Source organism: Streptomyces cyaneofuscatus, assembly GCF_033109485.1.
Lineage (GTDB): Bacteria > Actinomycetota > Actinomycetes > Streptomycetales > Streptomycetaceae > Streptomyces > Streptomyces cyaneofuscatus.
Window position 1 is genome coordinate 7,122,587 of sequence record NZ_CP137002.1, and the last position, 16,408, is coordinate 7,138,994.

11 protein-coding genes are annotated in these 16,408 nt (G+C 71.2%); 6 read left to right on the plus strand and 5 right to left on the minus strand.

What is annotated here, in order from left to right; all coding sequences use genetic code 11:
* Positions 1–9 precede the first annotated feature (9 nt).
* Both R2B67_RS31490 and R2B67_RS31495 read right to left on the minus strand, forming a co-directional pair.
* A complete protein-coding gene (locus R2B67_RS31490; protein WP_317825001.1) occupies positions 10–1,959 on the minus strand; it encodes an AAA family ATPase in 1,950 nt (649 codons plus the stop codon).
* 359 nt (positions 1,960–2,318) lie between these two features.
* Positions 2,319–2,948, minus strand: a complete 630-nt coding sequence (locus tag R2B67_RS31495; protein WP_317822722.1) for a uridine kinase family protein — start codon at positions 2,946–2,948, stop codon at positions 2,319–2,321.
* Between the two features lie 185 nt (positions 2,949–3,133).
* Between R2B67_RS31495 and R2B67_RS31500 the strand changes: the two genes are divergently transcribed.
* The gene (locus R2B67_RS31500; protein ID WP_317822724.1) at positions 3,134–4,489 is read left to right on the plus strand and encodes a C39 family peptidase; all 1,356 of its coding nucleotides are present in this window, start codon (positions 3,134–3,136) and stop codon (positions 4,487–4,489) included.
* A 76-nt stretch (positions 4,490–4,565) separates the two neighbouring features.
* A complete protein-coding gene (locus R2B67_RS31505; RefSeq protein WP_317822728.1) occupies positions 4,566–5,348 on the plus strand; it encodes an SAM-dependent methyltransferase in 783 nt (260 codons plus the stop codon).
* A 100-nt stretch (positions 5,349–5,448) separates the two neighbouring features.
* Here the strand turns inward: R2B67_RS31505 and R2B67_RS31510 are convergent, their stop codons facing one another.
* Both R2B67_RS31510 and R2B67_RS31515 read right to left on the minus strand, forming a co-directional pair.
* The gene (locus R2B67_RS31510) at positions 5,449–6,990 is read right to left on the minus strand and encodes a PepSY-associated TM helix domain-containing protein (RefSeq protein ID WP_317822732.1); all 1,542 of its coding nucleotides are present in this window, start codon (positions 6,988–6,990) and stop codon (positions 5,449–5,451) included.
* Between the two features lie 170 nt (positions 6,991–7,160).
* On the minus strand, positions 7,161–7,760 hold the full coding sequence (locus R2B67_RS31515) for a hypothetical protein (RefSeq protein ID WP_317822737.1): 600 nt from the start codon (positions 7,758–7,760) through the stop codon (positions 7,161–7,163).
* 319 nt (positions 7,761–8,079) lie between these two features.
* On the opposite strand from R2B67_RS31515, the gene R2B67_RS31520 reads away from it, so the two are divergent.
* Positions 8,080–9,375 (plus strand): MFS transporter, encoded by a 1,296-nt coding sequence (locus R2B67_RS31520; protein ID WP_317822739.1) that lies wholly within the window; start codon positions 8,080–8,082, stop codon positions 9,373–9,375.
* Between the two features lie 19 nt (positions 9,376–9,394).
* On the opposite strand, the gene R2B67_RS31525 is transcribed toward R2B67_RS31520, so the two are convergent.
* A complete protein-coding gene (locus R2B67_RS31525; RefSeq protein ID WP_317822741.1) occupies positions 9,395–10,237 on the minus strand; it encodes a helix-turn-helix transcriptional regulator in 843 nt (280 codons plus the stop codon).
* Between the two features lie 334 nt (positions 10,238–10,571).
* Here R2B67_RS31525 and R2B67_RS31530 point away from each other — a divergent pair, with 334 nt between their 5' ends.
* The 3 genes from R2B67_RS31530 to epsC are packed head-to-tail and all read left to right on the plus strand — an operon-like array spanning position 10,572 to position 16,345.
* Positions 10,572–14,693: an amino acid adenylation domain-containing protein gene (locus tag R2B67_RS31530; protein WP_317825002.1), complete on the plus strand. Its 4,122-nt coding sequence runs from the start codon at positions 10,572–10,574 to the stop codon at positions 14,691–14,693.
* 48 nt (positions 14,694–14,741) lie between these two features.
* Positions 14,742–15,731, plus strand: coding sequence for a DMT family transporter (locus R2B67_RS31535; protein WP_317822743.1), 990 nt, complete (start codon positions 14,742–14,744; stop codon positions 15,729–15,731).
* Entirely contained in the window at positions 15,728–16,345 is a 618-nt protein-coding gene (epsC, locus tag R2B67_RS31540; RefSeq protein ID WP_109976936.1) for a serine O-acetyltransferase EpsC, read from the plus strand. The genes R2B67_RS31535 and epsC overlap by 4 nt, the downstream gene beginning before the upstream one ends.
* The last annotated feature ends 63 nt before the right edge of the window (positions 16,346–16,408 follow it).

The following is a 16,408-nucleotide window of genomic DNA, read 5'->3' on the forward strand; positions in this document are numbered from 1 at the left end:
GTACAGGACTCACACCCCGCCCGGCTCCTGCTTCCCCCGCCCCACCGGTCCGCGCCCGGACAGCACCTCGCCGTACGCCTGCATCAGGTCCGGCAGCCGGAGCGTGGACAGGTCCTCCCGGCTCAGCGTCCCCGGGTATCCGGAGAGCCGCAGATCGCGGTAGGCGCAGCTCTTCTCGTACAGCGTGCGCAGGAAGCGGCCGTTGCCCAGCTCGTCGATCCACCCCTGGTCCACCACATGGCCGCTGATGGAGCGCAGCTCGTCGAGCGCCTCCTCGTCCCACACGTCGTCGTTCTCGGCGGCCAGCACGCTCCCGATCGCGGTGAGTTCGAGCGGGCGGTAGCTGGGGAAGTCCACCCGGCTGGTGAAGCGCGAGGAGAGCCCGGGGTTGGTGGCGAGGAGGCGGTCCATGCCCTCCGGGTAGCCCGCGAGGATGACGACGAGGTGGTCCCGGTTGTCCTCGGCCCGCTTCAGGAGGACCTGGAGGGCCTCGTCGCCGTACGCATCGCCCTTGCTGTAACCGGAGTTGGCCAGGCTGTACGCCTCGTCGACGAAGAGCACCCCGCCGAGCGCCGAGTCGATCAGCTCGTTGGCCTTCACCGCCGTCTGACCCAGGAACTCGCCGACCAGGTCGGACCGTTGGGCCTCGATCAGATGGTCGCCGCCGAGCAGCCCCAGCGCGTAGAAGACCCGGCCCAGGATGCGGGCGACCGTCGTCTTGCCGGTGCCGGAGGGGCCCGAGAAGATGAAGTGGCGCTTCGGCGGCTGGACCGGGAGCCCCTGCTCGGCCCGCAGCCGGGCCATGTTGAGCTGTGCGGAGAGCGCCTTGACCTGCCGCTTTACCGGCTCCAGGCCGACCATGCGCTCCAGTTGGGCGAGCGCCTCGGCCAGCAGGACGGGATCGCTCGGCCCGGCCGGGAACGGCGGCGGCTTCCGCGTCTTCGTCCGCCGTACGCCTTCGACGGGACCGGCCGAGGAGGGCACCGGGCCGTCCCCGCCCCCGCCCCCGTCACCGTCGCCGAGCAGCCCGGCCTCGCCCATCGCCCACGGCTCGCGGCCGTCCCCCAAGTCCGTCCCCAGATCCGTCCCCAGGTTCGCGTCGCCGTCCGGGAGGGTCTCCGCCCCCGCGCCTTCCGCTCCTCCCGCTCCGAAGCCGGTCAGCATCACGGCGGCCAGGTCGGCGGACTCGTCGTACCCGTCGCCTTCAGAGATCGCCGCCAGACGGGCCGAGGTGTCCATGAACGCCGGGTCGACCCGGTGCACCGCCCGGTACAACGGCAGCGCCGCCGCGCTGCGCCCGGTGCCCTCGTGGGCCCGCGCCAGCCAGTAACGCAGCTCCTTGCGCTGCGGCTGTTCGCTGCGACAGCGCATCAGGGCGGCGGCGAGGAGTGGTTCGGCCTGCCTGTACATCTCCAGCCGGACCCGGGCCATGCCCCCGAAGAGGCCGGCCTCTATGCCGAGCACCGGGTCGTCGACGAGCTGCTCGGTGTAACGGACCAGCTGTTCCCAGTCCTTGACCAGATACGAGCGGCAGGCGTGCAGGAACCGCACCTGCGGGTCCGCGTCCACCGGCGGCAGTCCCGCCAACGCCCTGTCCAGCTCCGGCACATGGCGTCCGTCCAGCCAGTGCGACGCGTGGGCGAGCAGCAGATCGCGCGGGCTCTCCAGCAACGGCTGCACCCACCAGCCCAGCCAGTACCAGGAGTTGAGCGGGCGGCGGTGCCGGGCCCGCTGCTCGCCGAAGCGGTCGCGGTGCCGGTACATACGTAAGAGCGCGGTGGCGGTGTCGATGCGCAGCGCGTGGAGGCCGAGCCAGCCGTCCGCCATGCCGGGATCGATCCGTACCGCAGCTCTGAACTCCTCCTCCGCCTGCGGGTAGGCGCCCATCGTGTAGGCGTCCATGCCACGCAGCCAGGCGAGGTCGGCGGGGGCTTGTGCGCCCGGTGTGCCGATGTCCATCAGGTCCCCCACGCCAACCGTTCCCCCAGGATGTCCCGCCCGCACAGCATGCCCACCTGAGCGTGCCGAATCACTGCGCGGAGGAAGGGAATTGACCGCACCGAGGGGCATCGTACCTGCGCACGGGGGAGACGGCCGGTCAATGGGGGACCAGGCGGGCGGTGACCGAACGTGAGCGGATCGCTCTGTGTGGTCGCCGGGCGGCGGTGCGCGCACAGAACGAAGCCCCCGATCACGGGGGAACAACCGGGGGCTTCGCGTCTGCGGGGGCTCCGAAAAGCCGCACAATGAGAACGTAAGACCAGTACGGCCCCTCGGTCAAGCCGAGTTGAGGCACTTCCGGACTGATTTCCGACTGCTCAGTACGGGGGAGTCCGCTGCCTACCGTCGGTGACGAAACGGTTCGCTCCCGCTGTCGCGCCGGGCCCCTCCCGCCACGCGTACCCCTCGGGTACCTGACGGACCAGCACATCGGCGTACGGACGTGAAGGGTCCCCGGCGAAGTGCGCCTGCTCGGCTGCGGTCCACCCGTCCCAGAACTCCGTGAGCCCCGCGCCGTCCCGCGCTCTCCCGCGCCCCCAGGACGTCTCCCGCTCCAGCTCCATCCAGCACAGCGCCGCCAGCCACGGCCGCACCTCCCGGCGGCCCGCCCCGACGCCCTCGACCAGGACCACCGGGGCCGGCTCCAGGGTCCGCGCCGGGCCGAAGCGCCGCTCGGTCCAGTCGTACGGGGCGTACCGGGCGGCCTCGCCGCGCGCGAAGGGCAGGAGCACCTGGTCCCGCAGCCGCCCGACCCAGCCGAACAGCTCCTCGTGGGTGGCGAGATCGTCCAGATGGAGCACCGGCGCACCCCCCAGCGCCTCCGCCAGCCGCCCGGTGAACGTGCTTTTGCCGGACCCCGCGTGCCCGTCCACCGCGACGAGCCGGACCGGCCCGCAGGAGGCGGGGAGGGAGCACAGGGTGTCGGCGTGGCGGGCCAGGTCGTTCATGGCCCCAGGGTACGGGCCGGGCCCCGCCGCCCACGGCCCACCGCAGGTCACGCCAGTGGTCCAGACCCATATTGGTAGCGCGGCACAGGCCGAATCACTGGCCCGACCGAGCCGGGAGACGGGATAGTTGGCCCACCGATCGGCATCCGCAGCCCCACTCCCACCCATGACCGGGGGTCTCGCCCATGACCAGTCCGACCTCACGCAGGACCGTCCTGACCGCCGCACTCGCGACAGCGGCCGCCGCCGCATCGGCCGCCCCCGTGGTAGCCGCACCCACATCCAAGCCCTCCGCACCCCAGGCAGCCGCACCCCTCGTGGACAACCGTTTCTGGCACACGTACACCGACTGGCGCTGGGGCTCCGGCGACGGCACCCGCGTCCTCGCCGGCACCCGCCCCGGCCTCGCCATCGCCACCCCCGCCGGCCGCACCGACTACACCGACCCCCACACGGGGGAGACGGCCGCCTGGGAGTACGCCACCTGGACCTCGCCGCTCCACCGCTCCGCCGTCCCCGCCACCGAGCTGATCACCTCCTGGAACGCCCGTACGCCCGCGGGCACCTGGATCGCGGTCGAGCTGAGCGCCACCTACGCGGACGGCACGGCGACGCCCTGGTTCGTGATGGGCCGCTGGGCCTCGGGCGACGGCGACATCCGCCGCACCTCGGTGGACGACCAGGGCGACCCGCACAGCTCGGTCTGGACCGACACGCTCTCCGTGGACGACGCGGCGACCGGCGTACGGTTCACCGCGTACCGCATCCGCCTCACCCTGTACCGCACCCCCGGCACCCGCCTCACCCCCACCGTCTGGCGCGTCGGCGCGATGGCCTCGGACATCCCCGACCGCTTCACGGTCCCGGCGACCACCCCCGCCCACGCCCGCGAACTGCGGGTCCCGCGCTACTCGCAGAACGTCCACATCGGCCAGTACCCCGAGTACGACAACGGCGGCGAGGCCTGGTGCAGCCCCACCTCCTCGCAGATGATCATCGAGTACTGGGGCCGTAAGCCCACCGCCGAGGACCTCGCCTGGGTCCGGCCGGGCCTGCCCGACCCCCAGGTCTGCCACGCCGCCCGCCACACGTACGACTACCAGTACGGCGGCTGCGGCAACTGGCCCTTCAACGCCGCCTACGCCGCCACCTACCGCGACCTGAACGCGGTCGTCACCCGCCTCGGCTCGCTCACCGACCTGGAGCGGCTGGTCCACGCCGGAATCCCCGTCATCACCTCGCAGTCCTTCCTCCAGGAGGAGCTGCCCGGGGCGGGCTACGGGACGGCGGGCCACCTGATGACGGTGGTCGGGTTCACCCCCGCGGGTGACGTCATCGCCAACGACCCCGCGTCCCCGGACAACGAGGCGGTACGCCGCGTCTACCGGCGCCGCGACTGGGAGAACATCTGGCTGCGCACCAAGCGCTACGACGCGAGCGGCCGGGTCAGGAGCGGTACGGGCGGGGTCTGCTACGTGTACTGGCCGTCGGGTCCGACGCCGGGGCAGCGCCGTGTGCTGCGCTCGCTCGGTCTGCTGTGATTCCCCCCCTGCGGTGACCCCGTCAAGGAGGGCTTGGGGCAGGGGAGTTGATCGTACGGTGCGATAAGTTGACGGGGTGACCGACATCGAATCGCGCATCGACACGACCCGGCCGCACACCGCCCGGATATGGAACTACTGGACCGGCGGGAAGGACAACTACCCCGTCGACCGGGAGGCCGGAGACCGGATCCGGGCGCTGCACCCCGGCATCGGGGAGTACGCGAAGGCGGACCGGCTGTTCCTGGGACGGGCGGTGCGTCACCTGGCCGGGCAGGAGGGCATCCGGCAGTTCCTGGACATCGGGACAGGGCTGCCGAGCGCCGACAACACGCACGAGGTCGCCCAGCGCATCGCCCCCGACGCGCGGGTCGTGTACGTGGACAACGACCCGCTCGTCCTGGCGCACGCCCGTGCGCTGCTGGTCGGGACACCCGAGGGGCGCACCGACTACCTGGACGCCGATCTGCGGGACATCGACACGATCCTGGCCGCCGCGTCGAAGACGCTCGACCTCTCGCAGCCGGTCGCGCTGATGCTGCTCGGCGTCGTCATCTTCATCGAGGACGACGAGGAGTCGTACGCCATCGTCCGGCGGCTCCTGGACGCGCTCGCCCCCGGCAGCCACCTCGTCCTGTCCCACACGGTCACCCACCCCGACATGCCGGACGTCGACGAGGCGGTGGCCTTCTGGAACGAGCACGGCACCCCGAAGCTCACCCAGCGGACCCCCGCCGCCGTCGCCCGCTACTTCAACGGGCTGGAGCTGCTGGAGCCCGGGGTGGTGTCCTGCTCCGCGTGGCGGCCGGAGACGCCGACGGCGGACGTCGCGATGTACGCGGGCGTCGGGCGTAAGTGACGTCATGGGCAAGGCGTAGAGCTCCGGGAGGCGCAGAGCTTCGGTGAGGCGCCCGCCCAGCCGGGCGGACCCGGCCGGGCGGGCGCCTCGTACCGGACACTCAGGCGGTACGCCGCTGTCGGCGGACCGCACCCACCACCACGTCGACCACCAGGAACCCGGCCAGGGTCACCCCCAGGACGGGCAGCGCCCAGCCCAGGGCGATGACCGCCGGGATGCCCAGGACGAGGACCGGGAGCGGGAGTCGCCGCCACGCCCCGCGCTCCGGGGCCCGGCCGACGAGCGCCCGGCGGTCGTCCCGGGTGGGGCGCCGCTGCCACCACATGCGGTAGCCCCAGACGATCACGGCCGTCAGGCCCAGGGCGACCAGCGCCAGCACGATCTGGTTGACGACCCCGAACAGCACGCCCATGTGCCCCTGCACGCCCAGCTTGCTGAGCTTGGACAGAGCCGGATGGTCGGCCCAGTAGGTGCGCGAGGTGATCTCGCCGCTGGAAGCGTCCACGGCCACCCGGTCGTAGTGCACCGGCCAGACGTTGTCGTTCTGCGCCACGGTCCACGCGCTCGCCGCGTCCGCCGCGGGCGTGACCACCACCGTGCCGCCGAGACCCGCGTCCCGTGCCGCTGTGAGGGCCGCGTCGAAGTCGGCCGGGTCGGCGTCGGCCGTCGCTTCGCCGCCGCCGTGGCCGGCGTGTTCCGAGTGGTCCTCGACGGGGGCCTGAGCACCCGGGAGGGCGGTGTCGAGGGCCGGGGCGTTGCCGTTCGCCGCGTCCAGCAGCCGCCCGAACCGCTCACCCGCGTAGTTCGACCAGGTCAGACCGGTGGCGCTGAGGAAGAGCAGCGCCAGCGCCAGCCACACCCCGGTGGCCGCGTGCCAGCTGCGCGTCCGGCGCACCCCGCGGGCCTTGCGGTCCGGCAGCAGTGCGCCCCGGGCCGACTTCGCACGCTGTCCCCGGCTGCGCCCGAGCCACAGGACGAGGCCGCCCAGGACGGTCACCCCCAGCCAGCTCGCGGCGACCTCGGAGTACAGGCGGCCCGTCTCGCCGAGGTTGAGGTTGCGGTGGAGGTCGTCGAGCCAGGTGGTGAGGGGCGTCGACCCGAACCAGGTCGTCAGCTCACCCCGTACCTCGGCGGTGTACGGGTCGACGAAGACCGTGCGCTGCTTCTCGCCCAGCTCCGGCACCGCGAGCACCACCCGCGTGGTGTCCTCCGGGTCCGGCGGGGTGACCACCGACGCCACGGTGCCCTCGGGGTACGCCGCCCGCGCGGCGGCTATCTGCTCGGCCAGCGGACGGGGCTCGTCCCCGACCTTCTCGACCCGCAACTGGTCGCCGTACAGGAGCTGGTCGAGCTGGGGCGTGACGGTGTAGGCGAGTCCGGTCAGCGCCGCCACCAGCAGGAAGGGGGCGACGAGCACACCGGCGTAGAAGTGCAGCCGGACCAGGAGGTGGCGGACGGCCTCCCAGGAACGGGCCGGGCGCTGCCGGTCGGAGCCGGGATCGTCGGCCGCTGCCACAGGGCCCTCCGCCGTGGCGGCGGCGGGTTTCGCGAGGCCGTCCGGTCTGTTGCCGTCCGGCTCGCCCTGAGCGGTGCCGGTCGGGTCATGGTCGTTCTGCGGTATTTCTTCGGTTCTGCGAGACATGGGTGCTCCTCGGAGGGCAGGCGGGAGGGAGGCTCCGTCGACCTGCCGGTGGGGGCCGGGTTCTGCCCGGGCGGTGGGACGCGGTGGCGTTGGCGATCCGGCGGCTCCCGCACGTATGCCTCAGGGCGCCGGATCGGCTCCGGCGCTCGTGGGGCTGGGTGCGGGGCCCGTCAGGCCGCAGTCGCCGCCGGCGGCCCGCGCCGGTGGCAGGACCGGGCGAGGAGCGCCCCGAACCGGATCCGCGCGACCGCCGGCGGCACCGGGCGCGACCGGGGCAGGCAGGGGAGGGGAGGAGCGGTCCGGAGGGCGACGCGGGGGATGAACAGGGCCGCGAGGCGCCGCAGCACCCGCTCCCCGTAGATCACGCAGAGGGCCGTTCCGAGGGTGGCCGCCGCATGGGCGAGGGCCATCCCGGGGTCCATGGCGTGCCCGCCGTCGTGGCCGCCGGAGGGCCCGGCCGCGTGGTGCCCGCCTCCGGCAGCCATCGCGGAGTGCTGTACTCCGCCGGACGCCGGGAGGAAGTGGAAGGCGCCGTGCAGCGCGAACTGGGTGGAGCCCAGCACCAGCGTCACGACGTCGAAGCGGCGCCGCCGGCCGCCGAAGAGCAGGGCGCCCTGGAGGCTGAGCGCGAGGAACAGGAGGGCGAGCACCCCCGCGCCCGGCAGGCGTCCGCCCGCCGCGACATGGCTGACGGCGCCGAGAAGCAGGCAGGCGGAGCCGCAGAGCAGGCCCCTGGCCGCTCGCGTCGGCCAGCCGCCCCGTGCACGCATGGAGACAAGGTAGCCAGCCCCCTCGCGCGCTCCGACCCGGGGTCCTCCGTCACGGTCTCTTCCCATGGGGCAGTAGTCGGCCAGGTGGCCGAAAAAGTTCCCGCACGCCTACCGAAAAGATTCCTGTCCGAAAAGCGGCAGATCTCCCGTCCGGGCGGCGAACGTTGCCGCCGCACGAACACCGTGTTGCCCGGCCCCCGAAACGCCCGCCGCGCCGACGCGCGTGCCCTACGCTCCGACGGCGGTGCGGCGGATACGGCACCGGCCCCTGACCCGTCATCGGAGGACCGACCATGCCGAGGCCCCTGTGGTCCGCAGCGTGAACGCGCGAGCAGCCCGGACGGCGGCCGCCACCGGCACGAGCCGCCTGCTCACCCGACCGATGCTCCTGCTGCTCGTGGCCTCGGTCGGCGGGATGGGCGGCTTCTACCTGCTGCTGTCGGTGCTTCCTCTGTACGCGGCCACGGCCGGCGGAGGCGGCGTGGGGGCGGGGCTGACCACCGGCGCCATGATGCTGGCCACGGTCCTGGCGGAGCCCGCCGTTCCGTGGTTCCTCGCCCGGTTCGGCCACCGCGCCGTGGTGGGCGCGGGCCTGCTCCTGCTCGGTCTCCCGTCGGCGGTGCTGTCCCTGTGGTCCTCGTTCCCGCTGACGCTGGGCGTCTGTCTGGCGCGCGGCGTGGGCCTGGGCATCGTCGTCGTCGCGGGGACGGCACTGGCGGCCGAACTCGCGCCGCCCGGACGGCGGTCCGAGAACCTGGGCCTGTACGGGGTGAGCCTGGGCGTCCCGTCGGTGCTCGGGCTGCCCGCCGGGGTCTGGCTGAGCGACCGCCTCGGCTTCGAGCCGGTCTTCCTCCTGACCGCCGCGCTGACGTTGCTGGCCCTTCCCGCCGTCGCGGGGCTGCCCGCGCGGCGGGCAACCCGGGCAACCCGGGCCGAACGGCTGAGCGGAGACCCGGACGGCCGGAACGGGGAGCCGGGCGGCCGGAACGGGGAGCCGGGCGGCCGGAGTGAGGACCCGGGCGTCCGGAAGGGGACCCCGGACGGCCCCCTCGGTGCCGCGGTGAACCGGTCGCTCGTCCGGCCGACGCTGATCCTCGGGGCCGCGACGTTCGCCTCCGGTGTCCTCGTCACCTTCCTGCCGCTCGCCCTGCTGGGCGGGCCGTCCCACCTGGCGGTGGTGGCCCTGCTGGTCCAGGCGTCCGTCGCGCCCCTCGCCCGGTGGGGCGCCGGGTGGTGGGGCGACCGGCACGGGAGCTCGTCGCTGCTCCTGCCCGCGGTGCTCGCGGTCGCCCTCGGCACGGCGGGGCTCGTACGGCTGGAGAGCCCGGTGATGGTGATCGTGAGCATGGTCCTGTTCGGGGCGGGGTTCGGCGCGGTGCAGAACGTGACCCTGGCCACCATGTTCGAGCGTGTCCCCCGCTCCGGATTCGGCCGGGTGAGCGTGGTCTGGAACCTCGCCTTCGACGCGGGCATGGGTCTGGGCGCGGTCGGGTTCGGCCTGCTGATCGACCGGACCGGCTACCCGTGGGGCTTCGCCGTCACCGCCGTACTCCTCCTGGCCGTCCTGGGCCCCGCCTGGCACGACCGGCGATACGTGCGGGCCGAGACCGCCTGAGCGGGCTCCGGCGGCCGCCTCACTTGAGCAGCCCCCGCTGCGCGGCGAGATACCCCGCCTGGAACCTGCTCTCCGCGCCGATCGCCTCGAAGATCTCCGCCACGTACTTACGGCAGGTCCGCAGCGACACCCTCAGCCGCCGCGCGATCGTCTCGTCCCGCGCCCCCTCACTGAGCAGCCGGAGGACGGTCCGGTGCAGATCGCTCAGCTCCGCCGGTTTCGTGCGGCCGTCCTCGACGGCGTTGGCCCGCCCCCAGGCATGGTCGAACGCCTCGCAGAGCAGCGTCACGACCGACCGGTCCCTGACCACGGCGGCGCCGCCGGCGACCCGGTGATGCGGTACGAAGGCGACGGACCGGTCGACGACCATGAGCCGCCCGAACAGCTCGGCGCTCGTTCGCACATGGGCTCCCGCCGCGGTCACCCTGCTGACGTGGGAGCGGGTGGGCGGGTGGTGGAGGGACGACTCCCTGTACAGGAACCGGAGTCGGACCCCGCGGCCGAGCAACTCGACATCCCTCGCCGTGGCCGGCCGCGCCTCGTCCGCCGGGCCGCCCTCGCCCGGCTGCGCGCTGATCACCTCGCTCCTGCATCTGGCCATGGCCTCCTCGATGAGCAGGGCCGCCTCCGCGGGCGAGTCGAAGACCTCGATCGCATCGCCGCTGCGGTGGGCCGTGGAGAGGATCGAGTAGACACGGAAGAGTTCGTCGAGATTCCGCCGGGAGCCGCTCAGTTCGGCCACCTCCCGCCGCAGGCGGGATTCGGCCGATGCCAGGCCGGCCGCGGCGATCTGCGGATTGAGCGCACGCCACCGCAGGGCCGTGTCGTCCCCCGCCTTTTCGGAACCTGCCTGTAACTCCATCAAATGTACGGAAACCAGGCTGTCGAGTGAGTCCCTGGCCTCACACTGCGTCAACCCCAGGAGGTCAATTGTTTCAGCGATTGAAACATACCCCCGGGAAACCGACCATTTATAGACGCGAATGGCAGTCGTATTAAGCCGGTGATCGTCCTGCGTGTTGCCGATAAAGTCGTTTCTGTCCATCTTTACCCCCGTGCAGGTTGCTGTTTGCAGCATCATGGCCCCATGGGTGGTTGAATGCAAGGCGCGGAGTGAGAGACCCTTACATGGGCGTGAATCGGCCACCCATTCCGTGGCTCCCGAGCCCCTTTTTCTTTCGAGGCGAAAGAAGACCATGGCCATCAATGACGTCGACCAGACGGAACGTGATACCGCCGGAGAACAGAGCCTCCCTCGCCTTCTTCTGCGGCAGGTGCGGGACCATCCAGACCGCACAGCTGTCGTTCAAGGAGACGAGCACCTCAGCTACCGCGACCTTGCCGCGCACAGTTCGGTCATCGCGGATTATCTGCTGAATCTCGGGGTCGTTCCCGATGATTCCGTCGGAATCTTCGTCGAACCGTCGATCGAATTGATGACGAGCATCTGGGGCGTCCTCCTCGCAGGCGGCGCCTACCTCCCGCTCTCGCCCGAATACCCCGAAGAACGCCTCCGCTACATGATCGAGGACTCCGGGGTGCGCGTGGTCATCGCGTCGGAGGAACTCCGGCCGAGACTTGCCCTGCTGGCCCCGCCCGGCACCAGGGTCATCAGCCCGGCCGGCGCGGCGGCGGCCCGTACCTCCGCCGGCCCGCCGCCCGCGTGGACGGTGCCCGCGGACCTCACGCCGGATCGTCTCGCGTACGTCATCTACACCTCGGGCAGCACGGGAAAGCCGAAGGGCGTGATGATCGAGCAGCGCGGCATCGTCAACCAGATGCGCTGGCTGGCGGAGTCCGGAGTGCTGGACCGCTCGACCACCGTCCTGCAGAAGACGCCGATGAGCTTCGACGCGGCGCAGTGGGAGATCCTCGCCCCCGCCTGCGGAAGCACGGTCGTCGTGGGCGGTCCCGGCCTGTACCGCGACCCCGAAAGAATCATCGACACCGTCATCAGGCACCGGGTCACCGCACTGCAGTGCGTCCCCACGCTGTTGCAGGCGCTTCTGGACACCGACGACTTCCGCACCTGCACCTCGCTCACCCGGGTCTTCAGCGGCGGCGAAGCGCTTTCCCGGAACCTCGCGCAGAAATTCGTGGAGACGCTGCCCGGGAGCGCGCTGACCAATCTGTACGGGCCGACCGAGACCACGGTCAACGCGTCGGCTTTCACGGTCGACCGGCGAACGCTCGCCGAGGGCCCGCAGGTAATCTCCATCGGCAGCCCGGTCCGGGGAACCCGGTTCCATATTCTCGACAAGCACCGCAATCCGGTGCGTTCCGGTGAAGTCGGCGAGCTCCACATCGAGGGAGTCCAGCTCGCCCGCGGATATCTGAACCGGCCGGACCTGACCGCGGAAAGATTCATCGAGCACACCGTCGACGGTGAAGACGTCCCGGTCAGGCTGTACCGGACGGGAGACCTCGCCCACCGGGACGACGACGGTGCCGTCCATTTCGCCGGCCGGGCGGACAATCAGATCAAGCTGCGCGGATTCAGGGTCGAACTGGACGAGATACGGCTGGCGATCGAGACCCACGACTGGGTCAAGAATGCCGCGGTTCTCGTCAAGGAGGACCCCTCCACCGGATTCCAGAACCTGATCGCCTGCATCGAGCTGAGCCCCAAGGAAGCGGCGCTGATGGACCAGGGCCGTCACGGCGCTCACCATCAGTCCAAGGAGAGCAAGCTCCAGGTGAGGGCCCAGCTCGCGAATCCGGGTCTGCGGGAGGACCAGGACACCGACGGCAGGGTGACGGTCGATCTGCCCGGCTCGGTCCCCACCCCCGAGCAGCGGCAGCTCGCCTTCGGCCGGAAGACCTACCGGTCCTTCGACGGCGGTGACATCACCGCGGCCGACCTTCTCGCCCTGCTCGCGGGACCCGACGGGACCGGCGAGCCCGCCGGGGCATCCCGGGACGTCGGCGCGCTGGACCTGTCCGAGCTCGGTGAACTCCTGCGCAACTTCGGGCAGTTCATCAGCGAGGAACGTCTCCTGCCGAAGTACGCCTACGCGTCACCGGGCGCCCTGTACGCGACCCAGCTCTACCTGGAGGCCGACGGCATCCCCTTCCTGCGCCCCGGCTTCCACTACTACCACCCGGTGGAGCACCGGCTGATCCTGATCAGCCCGAAGCCGGAGACCCCGGGGGCGGCGGCGCGGATCAGGCTGCACTTCGTGGGGAAGCGCCAGGCCATCGAGCCTGTCTACAAGAACAACATCGCCGAGGTCCTGGAGATCGAGGCGGGCCACATGGCCGGTCTCTTAGACCGGGTGCTCCCCGCCTACGGACTCGGCCTGGCGACAGGGACGTACGAACCGGCCACCCTGGACCGGCTGGACTGCGCCGACGAGGACTTCTACCTCGGGACGTTCGAGGTGCTCCCGCTCACCGCCGTACGCCCCGGACCCCCAGCCGAGATCTACGTCCAGGCGCACGCCGGCAAGGTCGCCGGTCTGCCCGAGGGCCAGTACCGGTACCGGAACGGTGGGCTGGAACGGATCTCGGACGCGCTGATCCACAAGAGACATGTCATCGCGATCAATCAGCAGGTGTACGAGAGGTCCTCGTTCGGGGTCACCGTCATCAGCCGCGCACGGGAGACGTGGCTCGACTACATCGATCTCGGCCGGGCACTCCAGCACCTCCAGATGAACGACCTCCACATCGGTCTGATGGCCTCCGGATACAGCTCGAAGACCGGACACGACCTGCCGGCCGCGGTCAGGATGACGGGCATTCTCGGGGCCCTGGGGGAGAAGGCCGGAGCGTCGTACTTCTCCGTGGGCGGGCGCATCAGCGAGGGGCAGCTGCGCAGCGAGGGAATGCGCGAGGACATCGTGCACATGAAGGGTCCTGCGGAGATCGTCCGGGAGGATCTCAGCCGCTTTCTGCCCGACTACATGATGCCGAACCGGGTCGTCGTCATGGACGCACTTCCCCTCTCCGCCAACGGAAAGATCGATGCGAAGGCGCTCGCGTCCTCGGAACGGATCGCCGCCGCGACCACCGATCGCGTCTTCGTCGCACCCAGGACGAGGACCGAGGAGAGGGTCCGGGACATCTGGGAGAAGGTGATGAAGCGCGACGGCTCCTCGGTGCACGACGACTTCTTCGCCTCCGGCGGAAATTCCCTCCTGGCCGTCGGACTCGTCAACAGGATCAACCGGGAGTTCGGGAGCGCGCTGCCGCTCCAGATCCTGTTCGAGTCGCCGACCGTCGAGAAACTCGCCCTCGCGCTCGAAAGCACCGACACCGAACCCGCATCACGGCTCGTGCGCCTCCATTCCGAAAGCACCGGAAATCCGGTGTTCTGCTGGCCGGGCCTCGGCGGCTACACCATGAACCTGCGGTTCCTCGCCGGGGAACTGGACATCGGCCGCCCGTTCCACGGAGTGCAGTCCTACGGAATCAACCCGGGGGAAATCCCTTACGCCACCATCCAGGAGATGGCCGCCGCCGATGTGCGCGCCATCCAGCGACTCCAGGAGACAGGCCCGTACACGTTATGGGGGTACTCCTTCGGCGCCCGCGTGGCCTTCGAGGCCGCCCACCAGATCGAGCAGGCGGGCGGAACGGTCGAGAACCTCTTCCTGCTGGCTCCCGGATCCCCCCTCATCCCGCAGACGAACGCCGAATCCCTCGCGCACGGCGACGACCCCGTCTATACCAACAAGGCGTATGTGCGCATCCTCCACTCCGTCTTCGCCGGCACCATCACCGGCGAGGAGGCGGACGCCTGCGTGGCCTACGCCGAGGACGACGACAGCTTCACGGAATTCATCCGCGCGGAACGGCCGGACCTCGACACCGAACTCGTGAAGAGAATCATCCAGGTGGTCCGCTCCACCTTCTCCCTGCGCTACACCTTCGAGGAACTCCGTGAACGGAGGATCAAGGCGCCGATCACGATCTTCAAGGCGCGCGGTGACGACTATTCGTTCATCGAGAGCAGCCAGGGATATTCCGAGGTGGAGCCCGATGTGGTCGAACTGTCGAGCGGGCACTACACCATGCTCAGAAGCCCCGGACTGAAGGAACTGGTCCAGCAGATCCGCCACCGTCTCTCCGCGAGGAAAGAGGAAACCGTCGTGCCGCACGTCAACATCAAATTCTTCCCCGTCCCACTCAGCGAGGACCAGCGTTCGGAGCTGGTGGAGGCGGTCACCAGGGCGGTGAAAAGTGCCTTCCGCTGCGACGAGGGAGTGATATCGGTCGCCCTCGAACCGGTGGAGAAAGAAGTGTGGAACGAACGCGTCTACCTGCCGGAGATAGTGCAGCGAAAGGACCTGCTGCACAAGACACCGAACTACTGAGGTGTTCGGTGACACACGAATGAATTCCGTATCCCAAAGGGAGGGTGCATGAAGAACGCAACCGTCGGCCGGTTCCTGCTGCTGGCATTTCTGTGGGGAGGCAGCTTCACCTTCATCAAGGTGTCCCTGGACGGGCTGACCCCCGGTCAGCTCGTGCTCAGCCGACTGGTGCTCGGCGCCGCCGTGCTGCTCGCCATCGTCGCGTTCCGCAAGATCGGCCTTCCCCGGTCCGCCGGCGTCTGGGGCCATGTCGCCGCCGCGGCCCTCTTCGGCAACGTCATCCCGTTCCTGCTGCTCTCCTACGGTGAACAGACCACCGGGGCCGGTATCGCGGGCGTCCTCATCGGGGCGACCCCGCTGCTGACCCTGACGATCGCGGCCGCGGCGCTGCCCACCGAGCGGGCGACCCGGCGCAAGGTGCTCGGCCTCCTCATCGGATTCGCCGGTGTGGTGGTCCTGATCGGACCGTGGACCGACGCCCTCGGCTCCTTCGGCGGCCAGCTCGCCTGCCTCGGCGCCGCACTCAGTTACGCGTGCGGCTTCGTCTACGTACGCAAGTTCCTCTCCCCGCTCGGTCTCGCCCCGATGGCCGCCGCGGCCTCCCAGCTCCTGGCCGCGACCGTGCTGCAGGCCGTCGTCACCCCCTTCCTCACTTGGCACACCCCGGAGTTCACCCTCAAGGTGACGCTCAGCATCGTCGCGCTCGGCCTGTTCAGCACCGGCCTGGCGTACGTGCTGTACTTCCGGCTCATCGGCGACGTCGGCGCCACCACCGCGTCGGCCGTGAACTACGTGGTCCCGGTCGCCTCCGTGCTCATCGGCGTGGTGGCGCTCGGCGAGTCCGTCACCTGGAACCTGCTGGTCGGCGGCCTGGTCGTGCTGGCGGGTGTGGCGTACGCGGAGAACCGGCTGCGGCAGCTCCGCTCCAAGGAACCGGCGCCGGCGGCTCCGGCGGCGGCCTCCGAAGCCGAGACCGGAGCCGCGGCGGCCGAGCCGGTCGCGGGCAGCCGCCCGCGCGGCGCGGAGGAACCGCGGTGAGCCCGCCCGGGCTCTACCGCCGGGCGGTCGGCGACCTCGACATGATCAGGTCCCGCGACCCGTCGGTGCACTCGCGCACCGAGGCCCTCCTGCACCCCGCCGTCCCCGCCGTCTGGGGCCACCGCGTGGCGCACCGGCTGCACCGGCGGGGGCTGCGCCGCACCGCGCGGCTCGTCTCCGTCGCCGCGCGGCTGGCGTCGGGCGGGATCGAGATCCACCCCGGCGCCCGGATCGGCCGAGGCTTCTTCGTCGACCACGGCGCGGGAGTGGTGATCGGCGAGACCGCCGTCGTCGGCGACGACGTCACGGTCTTCCACCAGGTCACGCTGGGTTCGGTCGGCTGGTGGCACGACGAGGCCCGGCCGCGGGACGCGCGCCGCCACCCCGAGGTGGGCGACCGGGTGGTGATCGGCGCCAACGCCACCCTGCTCGGGCCGATCACCGTCGGGCACGACACCGTCGTCGGCGCCCAGGCCCTCGTCGTCCGCGATGTGCCGAGCCACTCCCGGGTGCTGGCACCGGTGGCCACCGTGCCGCGCCCCCGGCACGCGCCGCAGCGGCCCCACCCGCCGCGAGGGACGAGGGAGGTGTCCGTCCTCTTCCCCGCCTGGTGACCCCTTCCTGGCTCCCCGCTCCTCGTGCCCCCGCCTGGTGACCGCTCCTGGTGCCCCGCCCCC

Coding starts and splice junctions, on each gene's coding strand:
- R2B67_RS31495 (WP_317822722.1), bottom strand. CDS start 2,948: ATGAACGACCTGGCCCGCCACGCCGACACCCTGTGCTCCCTCCCCGCC.
- R2B67_RS31535 (WP_317822743.1), top strand. CDS start 14,742: ATGAAGAACGCAACCGTCGGCCGGTTCCTGCTGCTGGCATTTCTGTGG.
- R2B67_RS31530 (WP_317825002.1), top strand. CDS start 10,572: ATGGCCATCAATGACGTCGACCAGACGGAACGTGATACCGCCGGAGAA.
- R2B67_RS31525 (WP_317822741.1), bottom strand. CDS start 10,237: ATGGAGTTACAGGCAGGTTCCGAAAAGGCGGGGGACGACACGGCCCTG.
- R2B67_RS31490 (WP_317825001.1), bottom strand. CDS start 1,959: ATGGACATCGGCACACCGGGCGCACAAGCCCCCGCCGACCTCGCCTGG.
- R2B67_RS31515 (WP_317822737.1), bottom strand. CDS start 7,760: ATGCGTGCACGGGGCGGCTGGCCGACGCGAGCGGCCAGGGGCCTGCTC.
- R2B67_RS31510 (WP_317822732.1), bottom strand. CDS start 6,990: ATGTCTCGCAGAACCGAAGAAATACCGCAGAACGACCATGACCCGACC.
- R2B67_RS31500 (WP_317822724.1), top strand. CDS start 3,134: ATGACCAGTCCGACCTCACGCAGGACCGTCCTGACCGCCGCACTCGCG.